Source organism: Synechococcus sp. MEDNS5, from assembly GCF_014279875.1.
Classification (GTDB): Bacteria; Cyanobacteriota; Cyanobacteriia; order PCC-6307; family Cyanobiaceae; genus Synechococcus_C.
Map to the genome: position 1 here is coordinate 922,437 of NZ_CP047952.1, position 20,272 is coordinate 942,708.

At 57.3% G+C, this 20,272-nt stretch carries 24 protein-coding genes and 1 pseudogene; 17 read left to right on the forward strand and 8 right to left on the reverse strand.

Annotated elements, in window-relative coordinates; genetic code table 11:
* Window positions 1-25: 25 nt before the first annotated feature.
* On the reverse strand, window positions 26-655 hold the full coding sequence (locus SynMEDNS5_RS04895; protein ID WP_186585176.1) for an isoprenylcysteine carboxylmethyltransferase family protein: 630 nt from the start codon (window positions 653-655) through the stop codon (window positions 26-28).
* A gap of 9 nt (window positions 656-664) precedes the next feature.
* A complete protein-coding gene (locus SynMEDNS5_RS04900) occupies window positions 665-904 on the reverse strand; it encodes a DUF2973 domain-containing protein (protein WP_186585178.1) in 240 nt (79 codons plus the stop codon).
* A gap of 206 nt (window positions 905-1,110) precedes the next feature.
* Between SynMEDNS5_RS04900 and SynMEDNS5_RS04905 the strand changes: the two genes are divergently transcribed.
* The 5 genes from SynMEDNS5_RS04905 to SynMEDNS5_RS04925 are packed head-to-tail and all read left to right on the forward strand — an operon-like array spanning window position 1,111 to window position 4,806.
* Window positions 1,111-1,827 (forward strand): class I SAM-dependent methyltransferase, encoded by a 717-nt coding sequence (locus tag SynMEDNS5_RS04905; RefSeq protein ID WP_186585180.1) that lies wholly within the window; start codon window positions 1,111-1,113, stop codon window positions 1,825-1,827.
* Window positions 1,827-2,969, forward strand: coding sequence for an NAD(P)/FAD-dependent oxidoreductase (locus SynMEDNS5_RS04910; RefSeq protein ID WP_186585182.1), 1,143 nt, complete (start codon window positions 1,827-1,829; stop codon window positions 2,967-2,969). The genes SynMEDNS5_RS04905 and SynMEDNS5_RS04910 overlap by 1 nt, the downstream gene beginning before the upstream one ends.
* Window positions 2,969-4,063 (forward strand): type III polyketide synthase, encoded by a 1,095-nt coding sequence (locus tag SynMEDNS5_RS04915; RefSeq protein ID WP_186585184.1) that lies wholly within the window; start codon window positions 2,969-2,971, stop codon window positions 4,061-4,063. Before SynMEDNS5_RS04910 ends, SynMEDNS5_RS04915 begins: the two co-directional genes overlap by 1 nt.
* 60 nt (window positions 4,064-4,123) lie before the next feature.
* On the forward strand, window positions 4,124-4,558 hold the full coding sequence (locus SynMEDNS5_RS04920) for a hypothetical protein (RefSeq protein WP_186585186.1): 435 nt from the start codon (window positions 4,124-4,126) through the stop codon (window positions 4,556-4,558).
* A 17-nt stretch (window positions 4,559-4,575) separates the two neighbouring features.
* The gene (locus tag SynMEDNS5_RS04925) at window positions 4,576-4,806 is read left to right on the forward strand and encodes a hypothetical protein (RefSeq protein WP_186585188.1); all 231 of its coding nucleotides are present in this window, start codon (window positions 4,576-4,578) and stop codon (window positions 4,804-4,806) included.
* 19 nt (window positions 4,807-4,825) lie between these two features.
* Here the strand turns inward: SynMEDNS5_RS04925 and SynMEDNS5_RS04930 are convergent, their stop codons facing one another.
* Window positions 4,826-6,097: a cytochrome P450 gene (locus SynMEDNS5_RS04930; RefSeq protein WP_186585190.1), complete on the reverse strand. Its 1,272-nt coding sequence runs from the start codon at window positions 6,095-6,097 to the stop codon at window positions 4,826-4,828.
* A 77-nt stretch (window positions 6,098-6,174) separates the two neighbouring features.
* Here SynMEDNS5_RS04930 and SynMEDNS5_RS04935 point away from each other — a divergent pair, with 77 nt between their 5' ends.
* The 5 genes and pseudogenes from SynMEDNS5_RS04935 to SynMEDNS5_RS04955 all read left to right on the forward strand — a co-directional run bounded on the left by SynMEDNS5_RS04935 (window position 6,175) and on the right by SynMEDNS5_RS04955 (window position 11,149).
* Window positions 6,175-6,492 (forward strand): hypothetical protein, encoded by a 318-nt coding sequence (locus tag SynMEDNS5_RS04935; RefSeq protein ID WP_186585192.1) that lies wholly within the window; start codon window positions 6,175-6,177, stop codon window positions 6,490-6,492.
* Window positions 6,489-6,716, forward strand: a complete 228-nt coding sequence (locus SynMEDNS5_RS04940; RefSeq protein WP_186585194.1) for a hypothetical protein — start codon at window positions 6,489-6,491, stop codon at window positions 6,714-6,716. The genes SynMEDNS5_RS04935 and SynMEDNS5_RS04940 overlap by 4 nt, the downstream gene beginning before the upstream one ends.
* A 172-nt stretch (window positions 6,717-6,888) precedes the next feature.
* Entirely contained in the window at window positions 6,889-7,197 is a 309-nt protein-coding gene (locus SynMEDNS5_RS04945) for a hypothetical protein (RefSeq protein WP_186586042.1), read from the forward strand.
* A gap of 247 nt (window positions 7,198-7,444) precedes the next feature.
* Window positions 7,445-8,032: an efflux RND transporter periplasmic adaptor subunit gene (locus SynMEDNS5_RS04950; RefSeq protein ID WP_186585196.1), complete on the forward strand. Its 588-nt coding sequence runs from the start codon at window positions 7,445-7,447 to the stop codon at window positions 8,030-8,032.
* 12 nt (window positions 8,033-8,044) lie between these two features.
* Window positions 8,045-11,149 (forward strand): annotated as a pseudogene (locus SynMEDNS5_RS04955) (efflux RND transporter permease subunit).
* A 160-nt stretch (window positions 11,150-11,309) separates the two neighbouring features.
* Here the strand turns inward: SynMEDNS5_RS04955 and SynMEDNS5_RS04960 are convergent.
* The 3 genes from SynMEDNS5_RS04960 to SynMEDNS5_RS04970 are packed head-to-tail and all read right to left on the reverse strand — an operon-like array spanning window position 11,310 to window position 12,063.
* Window positions 11,310-11,576 (reverse strand): hypothetical protein, encoded by a 267-nt coding sequence (locus tag SynMEDNS5_RS04960; RefSeq protein ID WP_186585198.1) that lies wholly within the window; start codon window positions 11,574-11,576, stop codon window positions 11,310-11,312.
* Complete coding sequence (locus tag SynMEDNS5_RS04965; protein WP_186585853.1) at window positions 11,573-11,773, reverse strand: DUF3721 domain-containing protein; 201 nt, start codon at window positions 11,771-11,773, stop codon at window positions 11,573-11,575. Before SynMEDNS5_RS04965 ends, SynMEDNS5_RS04960 begins: the two co-directional genes overlap by 4 nt.
* Before the next feature lie 32 nt (window positions 11,774-11,805).
* Entirely contained in the window at window positions 11,806-12,063 is a 258-nt protein-coding gene (locus tag SynMEDNS5_RS04970; protein WP_186585200.1) for a hypothetical protein, read from the reverse strand.
* Window positions 12,064-12,392: 329 nt separating this feature from the next.
* On the opposite strand from SynMEDNS5_RS04970, the gene SynMEDNS5_RS13080 reads away from it, so the two are divergent.
* From SynMEDNS5_RS13080 to SynMEDNS5_RS05000, 7 genes are all read left to right on the forward strand, one after another.
* Window positions 12,393-12,908, forward strand: coding sequence for a DUF1254 domain-containing protein (locus SynMEDNS5_RS13080; protein WP_255440326.1), 516 nt, complete (start codon window positions 12,393-12,395; stop codon window positions 12,906-12,908).
* 24 nt (window positions 12,909-12,932) lie between these two features.
* Window positions 12,933-13,952: a DUF1214 domain-containing protein gene (locus SynMEDNS5_RS04975; protein WP_255440327.1), complete on the forward strand. Its 1,020-nt coding sequence runs from the start codon at window positions 12,933-12,935 to the stop codon at window positions 13,950-13,952.
* Window positions 13,953-14,076: 124 nt separating this feature from the next.
* Window positions 14,077-15,594: a DUF1254 domain-containing protein gene (locus SynMEDNS5_RS04980; protein ID WP_186585202.1), complete on the forward strand. Its 1,518-nt coding sequence runs from the start codon at window positions 14,077-14,079 to the stop codon at window positions 15,592-15,594.
* A 283-nt stretch (window positions 15,595-15,877) separates the two neighbouring features.
* Window positions 15,878-16,042 carry a hypothetical protein gene (locus tag SynMEDNS5_RS04985; RefSeq protein ID WP_186585204.1) on the forward strand — a complete coding sequence of 55 codons (165 nt, stop codon included), beginning with the start codon at window positions 15,878-15,880 and terminating at the stop codon, window positions 16,040-16,042.
* Between the two features lie 195 nt (window positions 16,043-16,237).
* A complete protein-coding gene (locus tag SynMEDNS5_RS04990; RefSeq protein WP_186585206.1) occupies window positions 16,238-17,407 on the forward strand; it encodes a DUF2157 domain-containing protein in 1,170 nt (389 codons plus the stop codon).
* Window positions 17,408-17,472: 65 nt separating this feature from the next.
* Entirely contained in the window at window positions 17,473-17,940 is a 468-nt protein-coding gene (locus SynMEDNS5_RS04995) for a hypothetical protein (protein ID WP_186585208.1), read from the forward strand.
* Between the two features lie 136 nt (window positions 17,941-18,076).
* The gene (locus tag SynMEDNS5_RS05000; RefSeq protein WP_255440328.1) at window positions 18,077-19,258 is read left to right on the forward strand and encodes a DUF4336 domain-containing protein; all 1,182 of its coding nucleotides are present in this window, start codon (window positions 18,077-18,079) and stop codon (window positions 19,256-19,258) included.
* Here the strand turns inward: SynMEDNS5_RS05000 and SynMEDNS5_RS05005 are convergent.
* Together SynMEDNS5_RS05005 and lepB are read right to left on the reverse strand one after the other, a co-directional pair.
* The gene (locus SynMEDNS5_RS05005; RefSeq protein WP_186585210.1) at window positions 19,248-19,601 is read right to left on the reverse strand and encodes a DUF760 domain-containing protein; all 354 of its coding nucleotides are present in this window, start codon (window positions 19,599-19,601) and stop codon (window positions 19,248-19,250) included. The two genes, SynMEDNS5_RS05000 and SynMEDNS5_RS05005, sit on opposite strands and share 11 nt — an antisense overlap.
* Before the next feature lie 14 nt (window positions 19,602-19,615).
* Complete coding sequence (gene lepB / locus SynMEDNS5_RS05010; protein WP_186585212.1) at window positions 19,616-20,233, reverse strand: signal peptidase I; 618 nt, start codon at window positions 20,231-20,233, stop codon at window positions 19,616-19,618.
* Window positions 20,234-20,272: the final 39 nt, after the last annotated feature.

The window sequence follows — 20,272 nt, forward strand, 5'->3', positions numbered from 1 at the left end:
TGTGAATAACTCAGCAGCTCGTTCGCTACCAAATCCAAGGAATTAAACGTGTGGTGTGCTGACGATAAGCCGCGAAACCGGAATATTTTTCATTCATCGATTTCTCTTTATCACCAATGCGTTGAAGGTAAAGTGCGGTAATCGCAAGAGGGACCAGATAGGCCCATACCGAGCCTGCGATAACAGCAAAACTGAGATAGCGCATCAAATCTCCGCTGTAGTTCACATGGCGAACCTGGCTCCAAATCCCATTGTTGACTAGATCGAGACCCAATGTTTTGGCCGTCATTTTCTGAACGTCAGCCGATGTGTTGATCAAACTGCCGAAGTAGAACAAGGGTATGGCAGTTGCTGTGGCGACAATCGTGAGTGGGTCGGAATTGAAGAAGGCCAGAAAAGCCGGAAGTGAGTAGAAAACACCAATGATCATTATGGCACTGATCACACCGACGGGGCCAACCTTTTCCTGGAATAAAAAAGTTCTTCGTTCTGGATAGATCCGCTGTTCAACGAGCCACCATACGCAGTAACTAATGTGCATGCAGGCGTAGAGAATCTGTCGCTGGTCTGAAATGCCGACCAATGCAATCAAGCCGATCACAATCGCAATGGTGATCATTTTGGCGATGTTGATTGCTGTGAGCTGGCTGACCATGACGACCTATCAATTCGCGGAACTTTCCAATGAACCTTGATCGGGAAAACGCACAACAAGCAGATCGTCTTTGGTGAGCTCGCCTTGTTCGTTTAGCAACTCAGGGTGTGTCGTGACCAGCCCGGTGCGATCACTGCGTTGCATGGCACGAGTTAGCACTGCTTTGCCCGGACGCATCATTCTGAAAGCCTGGAGAAGCAGAAACACCAAGCAAGCTGCGTAAACCAGTGGGAACAATGAACCAGCCATTCGATCAATCCTTTTTCTTTAGTGAGGGCAGGTCGGTTGGCTGAGACAGCACGTAAACGACAGCGGCCGTGATGACGACTCCAAAAACAACCATGCCGATGATGAAAGGGGTGTAATCGGTCATGACTGGCTCCGCGAGATACAAACCTTAACAATGCCCATCGCTGTCCGCGTGCTTAGCGTCAGGAAGAACGCCTGAGCAATGCATGCGCTGGGGTCAGGCACTGAATCAACGCGACCGGCAGCCCGAGGTGATGGATCAGCCAGGGCTGGATCCCGCAGAGCATGCGCGTGCCCTTCGCGGTCTGCGCCGCATCAACGCGATCAGCCGCAGCTCCTCCGGATTGCTGCGTTCGCTGCAGGCGCTTCATGCATCGGCTTCAAAACCGATCAGCGTTTTGGAGCTGGCCTGCGGCGGCGGCGATATCGCCATTGATCTCGATCGGATGGCCAGGCGCTCAGGGCTGGCGCTGGAGATCCGCGCCTGTGATCTCAATCCCGAGGCGATCCGCCTGGCCCGCGGCAATGCCCAACGCAGAGGTGGACAGGTGGAGTTCAGCGTGGCCGATGCCCTCGCGGAGCCAGGTCAGGATCAAGTTGATGTTGTGTATTGCACGCTGTTCGCCCACCACCTCCCTGATGACGCTGTGGTGACACTCTTTCGGGTGATGGCAGCGCGCGCCAAGCGTCTGGTGATCGTCGACGATCTGATCCGCAGTCGACTCGGCTATGCCCTGGCCTGGGGGGGAACGCGCTTGCTCAGCCGTTCATGGGTGGTGCATACCGATGGCCCGTTGTCGGTGCGCGCGGCATTCACTCCCCAGGAACTTCTCAAGCTGGCCGAGCGGGCGGGGCTCTCCGGGGCAAAGCTTCAGCGCTTCTGGCCTGAGCGCCAGCGGCTGATCTGGAGTCCTCCGTTGTGATGAGCCGGATCTGGGATGTGGTGGTGATCGGCGGCGGTGTCGCTGGCGGGCTCGCTGCTCTCGACTGCGCCCGGAGGGGACTGAACGTGCTCGTGGTGGAAAAGCGCAGCTTTCCCCGTTGGAAGGTGTGCGGATGTTGTTTCAACGCGCAGGCCCAAGGGGTGCTGGAGGCTGTGGGCCAGGGCGATCTGATGGCGCGTTGCGGTGCCCAGCCGCTGCAGCAATTGCGCATTGGCTTCCACGGCCAGGCCGCGGCTCTCTCCCTGCCGGGTGGCTGGGTGCTCTCCCGGGAACGTTTTGATCAGGCCCTGCTGGAGGCTGCCGCTGCGGCTGGTGCCACGATCCGCTTTCAGACGCGGGGGCAGCTCGGTGCGGCCTGTTCCGCAACGCGGAGCGTGCGGCTCACATCAGCTGCCGGCGGGCTACAGGAGGAGGTGCAAGCCAGGGTTGTGCTCGTGGCGGCAGGTCTGGTGAACCACTGCAGCCCCGAGCATTCCAGCGTTGAAACCATCGCCACATCCCGGGTGGGGGCTGGCTGTGTGTTGCCGCCCACGGCCCATGGTTACGCCAACAACGTGATCCATATGGCCCTGGGTAACGGGGGGTATGTGGGATTGGTGCAACGGGAGGATGGAGCGTTGAACCTGGCGGCGGCTTTCGATCGCTCCTGCGTTGCGGCTGCAGGAGGCGCCGCGGGAGCGGCAAGATCCGTTCTCATGGCTGCGGGATTCGACCTGCCTGCCGATCTCATGGCCGGGCAGTGGCAGTTGACACCAGCCTTGACGCGCCGTCCTCCAGCGGTTGCCGGCAGCCGCTGTCTGCTGATCGGGGACGCCGCCGGTTACGTGGAACCGTTCACCGGCGAGGGCATGGCTTGGGCACTCACTGCTGGCGCCGCTGCCGCACCGTTTGTGGTCGAGGGTTTGGCCGACTGGAGCCCAGACCTGGAGCGTCGCTGGCTGCAGACCTTGGAGTCCCTGGTCGTGCGGCGGCAGCGGGTTTGCCGGGCTCTGGCCACGGTGCTGCAGCGTCCGCTGCTCACCTCCGGCCTGTTCAGCCTCTGCAGGGTCTGGCCGCGACTCCCGGAGCGCATCGTGCGCCGCGTGAACCGCGTGCAGGTGCCCCCAGCGGAGATCGGTTGATGGCCCTCACGCTGCACGGCATCGGCACGGCCGTTCCCCAGGGGTCCATCACTCGAGATGAGGCGGTTGCTTTGGCGGAGCATGTCAGCGGTGGCGACAGCCGGAAGACAGCCCTGCTCCAGCGCATCCATCAGCGCAGCGGCGTGAGTCGCCGCGGCAGTGTGTTGATCGCTGATCACGCCAACGACGGTTCGTTTCTGGAGAGGGTGCCCTTCTACGGCGGCTCCAACCCCTTCACTGGGGAGCGGATGGCCGAGTTTCAGCGCCATGCCGCTGAGCTGGCGCTGAAAGCCAGCTCAGCGGCCCTTTCTGAGTCTGGGGTTGCAGTTGAAACGATCACCCATCTGATCACGGTCTGCTGCACCGGCTTTGAGGCTCCGGGGGTCGATCTGGCCCTGATCGATCGGCTTGGGTTGCGTGCCGATGTTGCGCGAACCCATGTGGGCTTCATGGGCTGCCATGCAGCGCTCAATGGCCTGCGGGTGGCCCGGGCGTTTGCTGAAGCCGATGCCGACGCCGTGGTACTGATCTGCTGCGTGGAGCTTTGCAGCCTGCATCTGCAGTACGGCGGCGATCCTGAACAGGTTGTGGCCAATGCCCTGTTCGCCGATGGTGCCGCTGCCGTGGTGGCGTCGGCGCAACGGCCGATCTCGTTTCCGGCTCTTGTGCTGGAGACCAATGGGTCCACCGTGATCCCAGGATCCGCTGGCTTGATGCATTGGAGAATTGCTGATCATGGGTTTTCCATGGGCCTCTCGCCTCAGGTGCCGCAGACCGTGGCGCAGGCCCTGCGCCCCTGGTTGGATGATTGGTTGGGCGGTTGGGATCTCACTCCCGCGTCCATCAGCAGCTGGGCCATGCATCCCGGCGGGCCGAGGATTCTCTCGGCTTGCGCTGAGGTGCTGGAACTGAGCCCCGAGCAATTGCAAACATCACGGGCCGTGCTGCACGACCACGGCAACATGTCCAGCGCCACAGTGCTTTTCATTCTGCAGCGGTTGCGCCACTCAGCGAACCCTGGCCCCTGCCTGGCCCTGGCCTTCGGGCCTGGTCTCTGCGCCGAGGTGGCCTTGTTCCGGATCATTCATGGCTGACCTGCGGCCTCCCGCAGTTGCTTCTTTTTTTCGACAGGATTGAGTTTTGTTGCAGAGCCCGTGATCGCACTCGTCCGTCGCCTGGCCGGGCCTGCCGCCGCCGCCACTGGTGTTCTGGGCCTTGCTGTTTCCGGCACGGTCTGGAATTTCTACGGACGCCTGCCCGGCCTGAGCGGAACCATTGCCTCGCTGCTAGTTCTGGCTGTGGGCTTGGTGCTTCTGCGGCCACTCCCCCAGCCTGCGCTGCCCGAGCCAGCTCTGCCCGAGCCACAAGTTATCGCTGCAGATCCAGTGGCCTCCGGTGAGTCGCTCACCACCGCTGAGGCCATCGCCCGTGAACTGGCTGCTGAGGAGAGCCGCAAGCCTGAGGTGGTTCTGGTGACTTACGCACCCGAGAATCTGCTCCCCGGCAACACCCTTCCGGTTCGCAAGCGTCGCCCTGGAGCATCGTTCAAGCCTTATCGGGAAATGACCGACGAACTCTTCAAGAGTTGACAACCCCTGATTGATTCATGACAGGAAATCTGCAGGCCATCGGGTTTCTCTTCGCCTGGGTTCTTGGCTGGGGCGTTGGTGGATCGTTGATCGATGCCGGATTGATCGAGTTCGGGGTTTATTCCCTGGAAAACGGCCAGATCGGCACCGCCATCACCTTTGTTTTTTGGTCTCTGCTGTGGGGCTGGGGTGGATTCAGGCTTTACCAGACCCTCACCAACTCCAGCGCGTCACAGGACGATCCCTGAGCAATCCCCTTTTGCTTCATCACGACCTGTCGCGGGCGGATGCTGTTACCAGTAACCCTCCTCGAGGTGAGGGACTGGGGATCTGCTGAAGCGTCAGGTCTTGATCCGGCGCCAGCTCCAGCCGCACGCGCTGCAGCAGCCCAACCGCCATCAGACGGATCTCCAGCTCTGCCAACGCCTTGCCCAGGCAAACTCGTCCCCCGCCGCCGAAGGGCAACAGGGTTTGGGTGAACGATCCATCCAGGTGCCGTTGCGGCCTGATGTCCGCCAGGTCGCAGGAGCCATCGCCAAGGTTTGGTGAAAGCGCCACCTGAATCACCCGATCCTCTGGTATCTCCACATCCCCTAATTGAACGGTGTCCTTGGTTTTGCGGAAGAACCCTCCCACTGGCGGCGTCAGGCGCATCACCTCCAGCACGGTGGCGTCTAGTCGAGGGCAGCTTCGGCCGTCCAGGTTGGGCCAGGACTGATCCAGCAGTTCCGGCAGCAGCCATTGCTCCACGTCGGGGTTGAGCAATAGGGCGCGCATCAGACAGCTCAACGACGACGCGGTGGTTTCGTAACCGGCGAACAGCAGCAGAAGCAGTTGTTCCACAAGATCGTCATCGCTGAGAGGAATCCCAGCTTCATCCAGGCCACCGCTGAGCAGATCCAGGCCTCCCCGCTCCGTTGATCTCTGAGCCAGAACCTGTTGCAGGCGACCCAGCAGGCGCTTCTTGGCCTCCAGGGCCTTGGCGAAGGGCGTGCCAGGAATGGCGATGGGAATCGAGAACAGGGCCCGGGTCCAGATTTCGAAGTCGGCGAACAGGGCCTGCCGGTCGCTGGCATCCAGGCCCAGCACGGTGGTGGCGATCACGGCAAAGGCGAAGCGACGCATGCAGGGCACCAGCTGAACCGGGGACTGGGCCTGGATCAGATCGTCTGCCAACTCCTCCACCAGAGTGGCGATCGAGGGGGTGTAGCGGCTCAGGGCTGCTGCGGAAAACAGTTGTCCGACAACACGGCGGCGCGCCTTGTGACCTTCTCCGCTGCGATTGGCCAACGAGCGGCTGCCGAGAAGCTGGCGCACGCTCTCCGGCCACCAACCTTCGAGGGCGTCCCCCTGGGCGAACAGATCGGCAATCGGCTGTTCCCCGCGGATGAAAACGAGGCGCTGGTTGAGCAGCCGCGTTTCAAACACATCGCCATGGGACGTGAACCGTTTCTGCGCGAACTGCGGGTCGCGGAAAAAGTCGAGGGTTTCCTTCAGGCCGGTTACTGCACCCGTGCTCGGAAGTGACCTGGCCGTCATGGCGCGCGGGAGAGAGGAGGCCACACGCTATCGAGCAGGGGAAGTGCTTTGATCGCCCTGTTGGTGTGACATTGACGATGGCTGGATCCGGCATGCAGGACGCGCTGGCAGCGCTGGTTGCCGATGTGGGAATGGGCAATGTGATTGATGCAGAACTGCTCGAGGGCTGCCCTGTGGCAGCCCACGAGCTCGATGAGATGGATGCCGATCAGGCGGCGCGGGTGGCGGCGCACTGTTTCCAGACCCTCTTTGATCACAGCGTGGAAGCGCCTGTGGGGCTGGAGGCGGATGCCTCCGCGGGTCTGTGGAGCGGCACCCTTGATGACTTCCGCTTCAGCATCAGCCGCGACGATCTCGGCGATCTGGTGTTGGATTTCAGCAGTGTCCAGGCATGACCATCGAGGAGCTCCGCGGAGACCTTGGTCAGCGGATCGGCAAGAGAGTGGAGGTGCTGTTCACCCGCGATGGAGAGCCTGCGCAGGAGATGACCGATCTCTATCAGGCCTCTCCTGCGGGCTTCGGGGGGCAGTTGCAGCTTCGCGATGGATCACGTCTGGCCTGGGAACTGTGGCTTGAGGATGGGGAGCGCTGGAACTTCCAGGCTTCACCCATTCACTGATGAACGGATCGTTTTTGGCTGTTTGCTTCAGGCAAGGAGCCAAGTGCAGATATTAAGTTGTGTTTTGATGATTATCCCAAGGTCAATATGGCTTGATACGCATCAATAATTGGCTTGGATCGGAAGCCGGGATGATGTTTTGATTCCGCACTGATCCTGTAGTTCTTGATTCGTGCATTGCCGCATTGGTTATGGTTTGTCTATGGGTATTGAACTGCAATTAGTTGTCTCCCGAGGCACCGCACGTGGTCTTATTAATGGATCTTCTGCTGCTGATTATGGAGAGGTGATTTCACTTTGCAAGGTGCTTTATCTTGAGGGGGATTACCAGTTGGCAGCTGATCTTCTTCAGTTGGCAAAGACTTTGCAGCCAACTCCTCTAGAACTTGCTCAATTTGGCTCTATTGATGAGTCTTCTACACGGATGAAGGGTGCTTGGGAGGGCATGACCAGTCATTCCCCCCCCGCTTGTCAATCCTAGGTTCAGAGGTTGAGTCGCTTGCCCTGCTGACCGCTGCGGTCACTTGGTTCCTTGTGGCATGCACATGTCTGGGGGCCCATCCTTCAGTTGTTCCTGGATTTTGGGTAGTAGTGAGCAATGGTGGGCAACGGAGGCTGTTTGTTAAGGCCCCTTCGCCGGCTCGCAAGGTTGAATTTGCTTCTTTGTTTAAGCAGCTCGTGTGAATCTGAAATTTTCACGACAATGGGAGTGACATTGCCTTAACAACGTGCGCGCACTGTTTCTCTGCTGTGCTGTTCTTTGCGTGAGTGCTCAGGGGCTTGTCACCCCAGCTGCTTTGGCCCACTCCGGTCATGGTGATGAGTTTGTCCAGAACGGTGAGGTTGATCAGGTGAAGGCATCGCCTGATCAGGATCAGCTCCTTGGGATCATCACGGATGCTCCCCAGAGCGGGCCTGATGGGCAATTGACGGTGCCGAGCGTTGCTGTTGTTGATGCTGCTGGGAAACCTCTGGTGTTTGTACGCAGCGGCAGCACGTACGACCCGGTGTTCGTACGTCTCGGGGCGGCAACGAACGACCGCATTGTTGTTCTGGAGGGTGTGACTGCCGATGAACAGGTGGTTGTTTCAGGAGCTCTTTCGCTTTACGCCGAGTCTCAGAAGCGGGATCGTGTTCCGGTTGAAAAGAGTCCAACAAGCACCGCAGTGGCCGAATCGGGCCAGGCTGCAGTTGAGCCTGTACAAAACAGTGCCCCTGCATGGATTCTCCCCGGAGGCATCGTTGTTGCTGTGTTGTTCATTCTCGGTGTGGTGGTCGGAGTTCGCAGTCGTGGTTCTGGATCCAAGCAAGGTTGATCGGATGCATCAATGTTGACCAAGCTGCTCAATGCCATCCTGCGTGGTTCGATTGCACGCCGTTGGTTTGTCGTTGGCTGCTCGATTCTGATCAGTGTTTGGGGCGTTCTGAACGTTGTTCAGATGCCTCTGGATGTATTCCCCCCCTTTGCGCCACCACAGGTGGAGATTCAAACGGCTGCTCCTGGTCTTGCACCGGAGCAGGTTGAGCGCCAGATCAGTGCGCCCATTGAGGCGGCTGTGAATGGTTTGCCGGGTGTTGAGGTAGTGCGCTCGGCATCCAAGCCTGGCCTCTCGATGGTGCAGGTGGTGTTTCGCAATGCATCGCAGTTGCAGAACGCCCGGCAGTTGGTGTCGGAACGTTTGCAGCAGCTCCGCACCCAGTTGCCAGCGTCGGCCGATTCGCCGGACATCTCCCCGCCCCTTTCGCCCCTCGGCACCGTTCTCCAATACGCCTTCACGCTGCCTGATTCGGCGACGGCAGAGGAGCAATTGCGATTGCGCTCGTTGGTTCAAACCACCTATGAAAATGCGCTGCTCGCCATCCCTGGCGTCGCTCAGGTGACGATCTACGGCGGTGACCTGCCGCAGACACAAGTGCAGCTGAATCTGGAGGCTCTGCAGCAGCGCAATCTTGCTCTCTCTGATGTCGTTGAGGCAGCTCGCGCATCACAGTTCAACGGCCGCGGTGGTGTTCAGATTGCTGGCGGGCAAGAACGTTTAATCCTTCCTCCCTCCTTCAGCACGGCCAGTGCTGATTTGGAAAGGGCACCGTTGCGTTCAGCGACCGATCAGATCATCGCGTTGGGCGATGTCGCTGAGATCCGCCCCGGTGCTGCCTTGCGGCGTGGCGAAGCCACCTTCAATGCCAAGCCAGCGGTGGTGTTGATGATCAACAAGCAACCCGATGTGGACACTCCGCAGCTGACGCAAGCTGTAGAACAACGGGTTGAACAGCTGAATGCCTCCCTGCCGAAGGGTGTGGAGGTGCGCCAGACGTTCCGTCAGGCCCAGTTCATCGATATTGCTATCCGCAATGTGAGCGAATCACTGCTGCTGGGCGTTGTGATTGTGGCGGCTGTGTTGGTGCTGTTTCTGATGAACTGGCGCACTGCTTTGATCACTCTCAGTGCCATTCCGTTGTCGTTGTTGGTTGGTCTGTTGTTGATGCGCGGGCTTGGGCTTCAGCTCAACACCATGACCCTTGGTGGTTTGGTGGTGGCCATCGGATCGGTGGTCGACGATGCCATCGTTGACATGGAGAACTGCTATCGGGGGCTGCGCCGCAATCGGCAGTTGCCGCTGCCCCAAGACCCCTTGGACGTGGTGTTTTGCACTTCTGTGGAAGTCCGTCAGCCGGTGCTGTTTTCCACCCTGATCATCGTTGTGGTGTTTGCTCCAATCTTCACGCTCACGGGCGTGGAAGGGCGCATTTTTATGCCGATGGGCATTGCTTACGTTCTGTCGATTGTGGCGTCGACGCTTGTGGCGCTCACTCTTTCACCGGCCTTGTGTGCTCTGTTGCTGAGTCGGGCGCCGCTGCCGGCGAACACCTCTTGGGTTGAGGGCACAGCGGAGCGGCTCTACAAGCCGATTCTCAACATCGCTTGAACCAAGCCACGTCGCGTTTTGGCCCTTGCCATGGCTTTTGTACTGGCTGCTGTGTTGATCCTTCCAGGCCTTGGGCGGGTGTTCCTGCCGGAGTTTCGCGAGCAGTCGCTTGTGAATTCAATGGTTCTCTACCCCGGTGTGTCTCTCGAAATGACAACCCGCGCAGGCAAGGTTCTCTCAGAACGTCTCCAGTCCAGTGCAGATGTGAGCTGGATTCAAGTGCGCTCCGGGCGTGCACCAGGAGATGCCGATGGTGCAGGAGTGAATATCGCTCATGTGGATCTGGAATTGATTGATCAGGCCATGGCGGATCGCCCTGCTGCCATCGCGCGTATACGTGAGGCGTTTCTTGCTCTACCTGGTGTGGCCCCCAACATCGGTGGGTTCATCTCCCATCGGATGGATGAAGTGCTTTCTGGCGTACGCAGTGCCATCGCCATCAAGATTTCGGGCCCTGATTTGAATGAACTGCGCCGTCTAGGCGAACAGGTTCGCGATGTGGTGGGGGAGGTTCCAGGCGTGGTGGATCTGCAACTTGAGCCTCTGCTGCCGGTGCCCCAGATCCAGCTGACCATTGATCGTGAACGGGCACTTGAGGAAGGGGTGAGTCTTGCAACGCTTGCGGAAGCGACAGACGTTGCCCTGCATGGTGCACTCATCAGTCCTGCTGAGCCCGCCAGTGGCCGCTTTCCCCTGGTTGTGACCCTGTCTCCTTTGCAACGTGGTGATCTGGATGCCTTGCGCAGTGTGCCGATTCGAACCGCTTCAGGTGTACTGCAACCGCTCGGCGACTTTGTGGTGGTGAAGTCGACCCGTGGCCCGAACGAGATCAACCGTGAGGATGTGGCTCGACGGATCGTGGTGTCAGCCAACGTTGCCGGCCGCCCCTTGGGGCCGGTGGTGAATGACATTCGCAGCCAGGTGAGCAAGTCGGTGACGCTGCCGGCTGGGTACGCCATTCGCTACGGAGGCCAGTTCGAATCTGAACAACGCGCAACCCGCGCATTGGTTGTCTACAGCGGTTTGGCTGCGGTTCTGATCGCCTTGTTGATGTTGGTTGTGGTGGGCTCGTGGCCTGCCACGGTTGCGATCTTGATCAATCTTCCCCTTGCCCTTGTGGGTGGTCTGGTCGCTGTTCTGCTCAGCGGCGGTGTGCTGTCGGTGGCCTCACTCATCGGTTTCATCACCTTGTTTGGAGTCGCCGTTCGCAATGGCCTTCTGCTGGTGGACAACTTCAATCGACGCCATCAACGCGGTGAGCCGCAAATGGAGTTGATCTGCAATGGCAGCCTGGAGAGGCTCAACGCAATCTTGATGACGGCACTGACGTCATCACTGGGCATGTTGCCGTTGGCTCTTGCTTTTGGCGCCGGTAATGAAATTCTTCAGCCCCTTGCCATCGTTGTGCTCGGAGGTTTGATCACTTCCACAATGCTCACGCTGGTGGTGATTCCGGCTTTGTATGCCCGCTATGGACGTTGGCTTCTTCCTGCCACCGTTCGCTGACTCATTGGTGCCTGCAGAATTACTGCAGTAACAGGCGGATCCTTGCGGAAAGACTCGATTTCAAAGGTGAAGTTTCGAGCAGGCCCGTGAATTTCTGCACAACCTCCGTCTTTGCGCGCTGCTGATCTGTTTGAGAGAGATCACTTGAACGAACGTTGCATCACCGCTGTGGCTTGAAAAGCATCAGTGCACCAGAAACCGTGACGATAACGGTGAGTGCTCCGAGCAGCATTGGATAGAAGGGCTGGAGGTTCAGAACACCAAAGTTCCCCGTGTGGATCTTGAGAAGCCAGAAGGCATCAATCTCTTGCTCCAAGAGCAAGCTGTAAAGAGACCCTGTGCCGGCTGTGATCAGCAATGGGAGAGCGGCGATCGGAACGAGCCAACGATGAACTTTGCGTGCCCTTCGTGAAAAGTGTTGACTCATTGCTTGCGCAGCTGTGTGTGGAGTTCGCGCTCATCAGCACAGGGCATCCACTTCCCATTGTTTTGATGCACAGTTGTGCAGCCGATTTGTTGCGCGCGGATTTTAGCTTCTGCTTGGGTGGCATAAATTCCTTTGCTATGGCTCCACCCTGGTTCAGGCCGAGCTGCAACGAACAGGCCAATCACAGTGATACCCATCGCCAACTGCTGGAATCTGCAAGCCATTGCGCTCATCGGCCTTCGCAGTGTTCGACTGCTTTGAGGTAGTGCAGTTGGCCGGGGCTGTTCCGATTTCCAGGGTTGATTGCCTGTCGCATGCTGATCTGAACATCAACACAACGGTTATAACGGTGCATCTTCACGGCCTGTGGGATCAACAAGACGGCGATTGCCAGAAGGCTGAGGCTGCTGATGGCGGCCAGCAGCGGAACCGCATGAGCCCGCACCATCTCCAGAGCCGGTAACTGCTGTTGGCTGTGGTCGTTCATCGGACCTTTGATATCAATTCATTTTGGCTTGATTGTGGCGTTTCATGCCTGCCGGCTAACTTATGTTTCAGTTCTATGGAAATTAAGCCTGAACGGCTTAAGGGTATGAACCCTGGGTTTGGCTAAGCATCAGTTCGTTCTGGTGAGAGACTACCCCCTTGTCAGCACGGCTTGAGCAACCCGTTAAACACCAACGGATGCTCAGATACCGAGGCATCGAGATGTGGATCAACCTGCAAAAGAATGCACGATCAGGACCAAATTTTTTTGTGGCTTGAGTATCGTTTCAATCAAATAAAAACGACTCAAACCAGAGTTTTTTCATTTTCATGCGTGCTCTCCCGATCGCTTTGACCTTGGGCCTTTTGTTTGGCGGATTGGCTGAGCGAGGACCGATCGCCCATGCTCAATCCGTTGATGTCACAACCATCAAAGATGAACTCAGCCCCCGTGAATTTAGGGCCTATGGAGAAAGTTCACCTAAGAAACTGAAATCTCGCATTGGTGAACTCACATTCACCAAGGGCGGTTTTGCAGGCGGTTACCCCAGTCTTGAGACCATCGATACTCTTAAGAATGAGCTCGATTTTCAAAAGGCAACACAGGCGTACATCTGGGCCGTTCCGATTGTCAGTTATGCCCGATGGCTTGAGTCCCATGAAGAGCTTTTCGGTGCCAAAGATGGCCAGATTGTGCGGCTCACCTCTCCTAAAGCGAAGCAGGGAATTCTGACGGCAAATGCCACGACTCCCTATGCGGTTGCCTTTGCCGATCTCTCTAGAACAGGGCCACTGGTTTTTGACATTCCCAAAGGACTGTCAGCAGGGGTTGTCAATGACATCTGACAGCGTGGCATTCATGATTTCGGGATGTCTGGTCCGGATCAGGGCAATGGCGCGAAGCTGCTCGTCCTTGCGCCTCAGATGGCCATCCCCGATGGTTTGGATACCAAGGAGTACACCGTCATTCGCAATGGCTCCAACATTGCGTTTTTTGGGATCAGGGCTCTGATGCCTGATCCTGCTGAGGCGGATCAGCTGTTATCAAGTTTCCGCATCTTTCCCTATGCAGAACGTGCCAATCCCACCCTGAATCCGATCATTGATGTGGATGAAAGCACGGAGTGGGGGCAATGGCAGCCCCATGGGATGGTCTACTGGAAGGCATTGAAAAAAATCATGGATCGCGAAGTTTTTGAAGATCGCGATCGCTTCTTTTTGAGCATGCTCGCTTCGCTTGGTCTGGAGAAGGGCCAACCCTTACAGCTCACGGCGACTCAGGCTGAGATCTTGAAAGAAGCTGCCGTGATCGGTGAGGCCATGCTCAAATCGATCACCTTTGACAAGCCCTTCTCAAATAATGATCTTTACAAGGGCACGAACTGGGATCAGCTGATGGTGGTCACGGTGGATGACCGAGATGGTGATATGGATCAGCTGTATCGCAGGGCTGCCTTTACCTGGGAGGCTGTTTCAAGGGGCAAGGCTTATTACATTGAGAAGGCAGGCATCGGACAGCAATACCGGACGGCTTACAAGGATGGCAATGGCAACTTTTTGGAAGGCGACAAGCACTACAAGCTGACGATGCCGCCCAACGCGCCTGCGGAGGTGTTCTGGTCGATTGTGGTTTATGACGTCAATTCGCGCACGCTGATTCTCAACGATGAAGGCAGGGCTGCACTGAGCTCAAGAACAGGTCTGATTGAGAACGACGATGGTTCAGTGACGATGCACTTCAGCCCTGAATTGCCGGACGGCGTTAAAAAAGCCAATTGGATTCAGACCAATCCCAAGGAGAGCTGGTTCTCCTATCTGCGCTTTTACGGACCGACTCAGGCCTATTTCGATCAGACCTATCCCTTGCAGGACATCATGCCTGTGAACTAACGATTGCATGAGAAAGCCCCACCAAGGGGCTGCTACCAGAAGGGCTACTCGGGGTGCGAGATCAGTCCTTCCTGTTACATCAATGTCTTCAGGCATTCCAACTCAACAATTAGGACATTAAAGAATGAAAACCAAGCACTTCATCCTCACCGCCGCATGTCTTGCAGGATCAATTGCCGTTTCACCCCTTCAAGCGCAGGAGAGTCCAACCTATAAAGCGAAGGTTCCCGAGGTATTGCTAACTCCCGACAAGATGGAGAGCAGCTATCTCGGTGAACTGAGATTTCAAGACGGTTTTCCAACGAAGGACACTGCCTCCAAAGTGAGCTACTTCGTAGATATCTCCCGTGCGGTCGAACTGTTCATCAATGGAACGCCAGCCGCTTCGATGTATGGAATGCTGAACGGGCACGTCAAAATCGGTCTTAAGCCCAACCACTCAATAGGGATCACTGAGCAGTTGATGAATGCCCGTTCCCTGTGGCTCACGCCACAGACGACCACGCCTTACGTGCATGCGGAAATCGATGTGAAAGACGGACCCGTGGTGATCGAGATCGGCACACCGGTTCTCGGTTTTGTGAATGATGCCTTCTTCCGTTATGTCACGGACCTGGGGGTGGTCGGTGCCGACAAGGGCAAGGGAGGCAAATACCTCTTGGTGGGCCCTGACTATGAAGGGGAGATTCCCGAAGGATATTTCGTCTCCAAGACATCGACCTATCGTCATTGGGCGTTGATGCGTATTGCCGCCAAGCCCGGTGAAACCAAAGAGGCCATTGAGGCCTTCAAGAAAACCTTCAAGATTTACCCGCTTGCCGACGCCAACAATCCCGAGCCGACTGGGTTTATCAATCTGTCAAACAAGCAATACAACACTATTCATGCCAATGATGCGAGCATTTATGACGAGCTCAATGAAGTGATTCAGTATGAGCCCGCGACCGCTTGGGATCCTGAGCTAGTAGGGCTGGCTGGAGCGATTGGCATCAAAAAAGGACAGACGTTCAAGCCGGACGATCGGATGAAGACAATCCTCACCGAGGCTTCCACCATCGCCAATGCCTATGCCAGGACCGTCGTCTTCAGCCCTCGCAATCAAGAGGTTTACTTCTATCCCGGGAAGCGTCAGTGGTATTCACCTCTGGCTGGAGGGAGCCATGAGTTTCTCAACAATGGCGAGCGAGTGTTAGATGATCGCCTGATCTTTTACTACTACGCCACGGGCAGCACCCCGATGATGGTCAAGCCAATGGTTGGCAAGGGTTCGGTCTATGCGATGGCAACCACTGATGGCAATGGCGTGCCTCTGAATGGAGCGATGACCTACAAGGTGACGTTGCCAGCTCCGATCCCGGCCAAAGACTTCTGGTCCTTCATGGTCTACGACAATCAGACACGTTCGATCCTCGAAACCGATCAAGTTACCGGTGGTTTGGATAGCAACTCAAAAGGCGTGAAACTAAATGATGATGGGTCTGCGACCGTTTACTTCGGCCCCAAGGCACCGGAAGGACAAGACGGTAATTGGGTGCAGACCATGCCCGGCAAGGGATACAACGCAATCCTTCGTCTTTACGGCCCGCTTGAACCATGGTTCGAAAAAAGCTGGATGCCAGGCGACTTCGAATCAGTTAAATAGCTGGTCAAATATCATGCCTTAAATGCATACAGATAAACGCACCACTTGCTTAGAGAGTAGTGCTGTTCTGCGCCGCGGTTGGTGCTTTCCCCCTGGTCTGATCCATTCCTCTGCAGAATCACTGCATTGATGGGGAGCGTGGTGGCTGGAGCTGGTGTGAATCCTGCTGATCAGCGCTGGGGTTTCTGGCCGCTGCTGCCACATAGCTCTCAGTCACAGGAAGTGGTCTGAGGGGCTTGTCCCTGAGTTGTCCCTGGAATTTTGTGCAAGTGGGCTGGATGGTGTGCAACTGCAGCCCCGAGCACTCACGCCGATGCGTGATGGCCGCTTTCTCGATTCGACGTGTTCAGAGATGAACCAAGACTGCAAGGGCAGCTGGCGCATCAACAACATCACCTATCGCGATGAGCCGGGTTATCAGCTCAGGGCAATGCTGAGATACAACTGAACCCCAGCGTTGCCTTCAACAGTTGATTTTTGAGGACGTCAAGGGCAGAGATTTGAAGCCTGAAGTCATCAGCCTTCAAGGACTGGATCTTTACCGAAACGATGTTGATAGCAAAAGACTGTTCATCAAGTTTCAGGAGAATTCGTCAAGCCAGCTGAGCGGGGCTTTTACAATGAATGTCAGCGTGGTTTCTGAATGGATCCTTCCAAATCGTTAAGTGATCAGCTGCGCCGGTGGTTGCAAGCTGAGCTGATCGATGCCGATATGGCCGAAGCGATTCAGCGATGGGAAGACTCCCAGCTCAATCAGTCAAAGCATTCATCGGTGCGTCATTTGACTGTGCCAATTCGTTTAACGATTCTGCTGGGTTCACTGCTGTTGGCTGCTGGCTTACTGCTTTTCGTCTCAGCTCACTGGGATCAGATGCCACCGTTGTGGCGCGTGAGCCTGCTTCTGTTCATCGTGATCGCTCTTCACGCTGGTGGTGCTTGGTTTTCTGAGCGTTTTCAGCTGATGGCACTTGGCTTGCACGCAGTTGGCACGATGGCTTTTGGTGCGGGAGTGTTTCTCTGCGCTCAGATTTTCCACCTCGATGTCCTCTGGTCGTTCCGTTGGGGCCTACTGCTCTGGTCCTTTGGAGCCGCAGCCGGGTGGATGTTGTTGCGGCAGTGGCCCCAATTGGCCTTACTTTCACTGCTTCTGCCTGGATGGATCAGCGCACTGATCATCGTCGAAGTGGATCGGTTTTCGAGCTCTGAAGCGGACTGGGCCGTCGTTCCAATTGCTGCTGGTGCACTTCTGACTGCTTTGACATATTTCACAGCACCTGATCGAACGCCATTGACCCCCGCTCGCTCGGTGTTGATGTGGATAGGTGGTCTTGCTCTGGTGCCGGCAGCAGTGACTTGGGCTGTAGTGGCGACGGGTATGGATTTACCTGCTTTGGGACAGCCGCTTTGGTTGTCATTGCTGGTCTGGGTCGTGACGCTGGGTGGGCCGGTCATCCTTGGTTGGTGGCTACGACCCCATCGCTTTTGGCCCCTGGCTCTTGCAGCGATCTGGATGGTCCTCGATCTTGTGATCCAGGTTCAAGGATTCAGTGTGCTGAGTTTTGCTTGGTGGGGGGTCGGGTCTGTGGGCTTGATGCTTTGGGGAAGTACTGAGGCCCGAGCAGAGCGGGTGAACATCGGCATCGTTCTGCTCGCTACCACGCTGATTGGCTTCTATTTCACTGAGGTGATCGGTCGTTTTGATCGCTCACTCTCCCTTTTGGGGCTTGGCATGTTCTTTTTAGTTGGTGGATGGGGCTTAAACAGATTGCGACAAGCTCTGCTTCCCAATCTTCCTCCCAATCCTCCGTCATAGATGTCATGAACAGTCGAGTTCGATGGAGACCAGGTCTTCTACTTGCTGGTGTTCAAGCCGCCCTGATGCTTTCAACTGGGTTGCTGTTTTGGTTCGATCGTCAGATCAGTCCTAGAGCCTGGGTGCCAACGGCACCAGTTGATCCAAACCTGCCGATTCGAGGGCGTTACATCACCTTGAATATGGTGGTGCCTTTTGTTCCGACCAGGTCGGACGTTTCTACCCTTGACCTAGTTGGATCCTGGCAACATGTGAAGCTTCGCGTTGAGGCGGATCGGCTTCAGGCTGTACAGAAGGTTCGAGCAGGATTAAACAATCATCTCGGAGAAATCCGGCTGAGTGAGGGATCGCTGGTAGTTAATCCTGGGCCAGAATTAGCCTTTTTTATTCCACCCGATGTCAAGGATCCTTCAATCCGAACGGATGGCAGCACCCTTTGGGTTGAAGTGACACTGCCTGCTTTAGGAGCTCCAAGACCGATTCAACTTGGTATCGAGAAGGATGGCCGGATTGAACCCTTGGCATTGCGCTGAAGCAATGATTCGAGGAACGAGGTTGTGCCTTGTACTTTGAAGATCGGTCAACACCTCGCACTAATCTCGAAAGGTCGACTTAACGTCGCCTTGGTTATCCGCATAACTCAGCAGACTGTGGGGATTGAACTTGGTCTTGGTGAGAGCAAACGGCGTTGAATCTGAGGACCAACACTGGCCCTGGTGGCCGCTGCTGCCGCTCTACCCCTATGGCCGGCGAGCCACGCATGCCGAAGAGCTTATTTCCGGTGAGGTCTGGAGCTTTGAGCAGCTTCAAGGGGTGTATTACGTGGCTGTGCCGATTCGTCTCACGGTGGTGAGGGTTCCCGGCGGGTTGATGTTGGTGAATCCCCTGCCGCCCACCCGGGAGCTGCTGAAGAAACTCGCGGATCTTGAGGCTGTGCATGGCCCCGTGCAGACCATCGTGATGCCGACGGCATCGGGGCTCGAGCACAAGCTTCCTCTTGGCCCCCTGGCTCGCGCGTTCCCGCAGGCCGATCTGTGGGTGTGCCCTGGCCAGTGGAGTTTCCCTGTGCAACTTCCCCTCAGCTGGTTAGGAGTGCCGAAACGTCGCACCCGGGTTCTGCTCGACGACGGGGTGCCCCATCCAGAGATCTGCAACTGGGTCTCTCTCGGTCCACTGGACCTCGGCGTGGGGCGATTTCAGGAGATCAGCTGTTTTCACCGTCCTTCCGGGGCCCTTCTGGTGACCGATGCACTGGTGGGGATCAGTGCTGAGCCCTCCGCGGTGTTCGATCCAGACCCCACCCCGCTGTTGTTCCATGCCCGCGAGCGGGGCGATGAGCCGCTTCTGGATTCAGTTGAAGCACGCCGTCGCGGTTGGGCCCGGCTTGTGCTGTTCGCCTCCTACTTGAGGCCGGAACCGCTGGACGTTCCTTCGTTGCAACAGGTGCTTCGCCAGGCGTTTCGTCCCGGTTTGCGCTCGCCCCGTGAGCACTTCGGGCTCTATCCTTTTTCCTGGAAGGACGGCTGGCAACAGGCGGCGGCGGCCTTGATGGGGGACCCTGCACCGCGTCTGCAGGTCGCTCCGGTTTTGGAGCGGTTAGTACTGCCGAGGGCTCGCCAAGCCTTGCTCCGTTGGTTGGATGCATTGGCAGGCCTTGACTCCATGCGTTGGCTTGTGCCGGCGCACTACAGCGCCCCTCTTGTGTTCACCCCTGAGGTGGCCGCTGGCTTTAAAGAGGAGCTTCTCCAGAGGCCCTGGGCTCCAGATCAGGCCAGCTGGACCTTTCTTGCAGGGATCGACAGAACGCTGCTGCGCACCAAGCTGGTGCCGCAGGACCCGTTCACAGATTGAGTTCGTCGTCTGGGCCGATGGCCATCTCATCGTCGCCGAACATCGCTTCTTCCAGTTCCTTGCGCTGCTCCATCTGACGCAGGAAGTATCCCGTCATCATTGCGGAAGCAAGCATGTTGGCCAGGTTGTCGCGATTGGCGGTGACCTTCACCTCGAACTGCTCTCCGGGAAGCATCCCCAGCAGCCCCTGCACGTTGTGACGGATCACATCCTGAATGTCGTTGCTGGCTGATTTCGCCACACGTTGCAGTACATCAGGAGATTGATCCTGCAGGTACTGAATCAATCCGTTGACGGGCTGTCCGTCCTGGCTGTCTGTGGTCAGGAATTCTGGGTTGAACATCCCGCCGCTCTCTGTCAGGACCCTGAACCTATCGCAGCTGTGTGCTGCATCACAGCTGCATCCGGGAGTGAGAACCGAATCGGACCGAACCGTGCCAGTGGCCAGTAACGCCAAACCGCTGTTCCAATCACAAGGTTGTCTGGTAGGGGTCCCCACAGGTGGGAATCGAGGCTGGCATTGCGGTTGTCGCCCATCACCCACAACGCTCCATCCGGCACGGTGACGTGCGGCATGGCGTAGTTGATCGCTTCGTTCAGCCAGGGCTCGTTCACCACACTGTTGTTGCGCAGCAGCTGTCCATCGCGGACCTCGAGCTGATCGCCTGGCAAACCCACCACCCGTTTGATCAGCGCTGCATCCGGGTCATAGCCTGCAGCCACGAGCTGGGGGGGGACGCCGAACACGACGATGCTGTTGAGGGGCAGCGTCTGGTGTGTGGCGCGATCGAATCGCGGCCTCAGCTTCTCCACCAGAATCCGATCCTGCAGCTGCAGGGTTGGCAGCATCGACCCCGATGGGATCCAACGGGGTTCCAGCACCTGCCATCGCAGCAGTAGTGCCAGAAGAACCCACAGGAGCAGGGAGAACCAGCCACTGCGGCGTGGGTCGGACTGATCGGGTTGGCTGGGCATCGAGGGGGGGCCCAGGGGGCAGACGCTGAACGAGGATCG

What these genes read in the sequence shown, in the direction of transcription:
- SynMEDNS5_RS04960 (WP_186585198.1), bottom strand. Translation starts at nt 11,576, where the DNA reads ATGAGTCAACACTTTTCACGAAGGGCACGCAAAGTTCATCGTTGGCTC.
- lepB (WP_186585212.1), bottom strand. Translation starts at nt 20,233, where the DNA reads ATGCCCAGCCAACCCGATCAGTCCGACCCACGCCGCAGTGGCTGGTTC.
- SynMEDNS5_RS04915 (WP_186585184.1), top strand. Translation starts at nt 2,969, where the DNA reads ATGGCCCTCACGCTGCACGGCATCGGCACGGCCGTTCCCCAGGGGTCC.
- SynMEDNS5_RS04925 (WP_186585188.1), top strand. Translation starts at nt 4,576, where the DNA reads ATGACAGGAAATCTGCAGGCCATCGGGTTTCTCTTCGCCTGGGTTCTT.
- SynMEDNS5_RS04895 (WP_186585176.1), bottom strand. Translation starts at nt 655, where the DNA reads ATGGTCAGCCAGCTCACAGCAATCAACATCGCCAAAATGATCACCATT.
- SynMEDNS5_RS04975 (WP_255440327.1), top strand. Translation starts at nt 12,933, where the DNA reads ATGTCTGGTCCGGATCAGGGCAATGGCGCGAAGCTGCTCGTCCTTGCG.
- SynMEDNS5_RS04965 (WP_186585853.1), bottom strand. Translation starts at nt 11,773, where the DNA reads ATGGGTATCACTGTGATTGGCCTGTTCGTTGCAGCTCGGCCTGAACCA.
- SynMEDNS5_RS04970 (WP_186585200.1), bottom strand. Translation starts at nt 12,063, where the DNA reads ATGAACGACCACAGCCAACAGCAGTTACCGGCTCTGGAGATGGTGCGG.
- SynMEDNS5_RS13080 (WP_255440326.1), top strand. Translation starts at nt 12,393, where the DNA reads ATGCGTGCTCTCCCGATCGCTTTGACCTTGGGCCTTTTGTTTGGCGGA.
- SynMEDNS5_RS04930 (WP_186585190.1), bottom strand. Translation starts at nt 6,097, where the DNA reads ATGACGGCCAGGTCACTTCCGAGCACGGGTGCAGTAACCGGCCTGAAG.
- SynMEDNS5_RS04900 (WP_186585178.1), bottom strand. Translation starts at nt 904, where the DNA reads ATGGCTGGTTCATTGTTCCCACTGGTTTACGCAGCTTGCTTGGTGTTT.
- SynMEDNS5_RS04910 (WP_186585182.1), top strand. Translation starts at nt 1,827, where the DNA reads ATGAGCCGGATCTGGGATGTGGTGGTGATCGGCGGCGGTGTCGCTGGC.
- SynMEDNS5_RS04980 (WP_186585202.1), top strand. Translation starts at nt 14,077, where the DNA reads ATGAAAACCAAGCACTTCATCCTCACCGCCGCATGTCTTGCAGGATCA.
- SynMEDNS5_RS04995 (WP_186585208.1), top strand. Translation starts at nt 17,473, where the DNA reads ATGCTTTCAACTGGGTTGCTGTTTTGGTTCGATCGTCAGATCAGTCCT.
- SynMEDNS5_RS04940 (WP_186585194.1), top strand. Translation starts at nt 6,489, where the DNA reads ATGACCATCGAGGAGCTCCGCGGAGACCTTGGTCAGCGGATCGGCAAG.
- SynMEDNS5_RS04990 (WP_186585206.1), top strand. Translation starts at nt 16,238, where the DNA reads ATGGATCCTTCCAAATCGTTAAGTGATCAGCTGCGCCGGTGGTTGCAA.
- SynMEDNS5_RS04935 (WP_186585192.1), top strand. Translation starts at nt 6,175, where the DNA reads ATGGCTGGATCCGGCATGCAGGACGCGCTGGCAGCGCTGGTTGCCGAT.
- SynMEDNS5_RS05005 (WP_186585210.1), bottom strand. Translation starts at nt 19,601, where the DNA reads ATGTTCAACCCAGAATTCCTGACCACAGACAGCCAGGACGGACAGCCC.
- SynMEDNS5_RS04905 (WP_186585180.1), top strand. Translation starts at nt 1,111, where the DNA reads ATGCGCTGGGGTCAGGCACTGAATCAACGCGACCGGCAGCCCGAGGTG.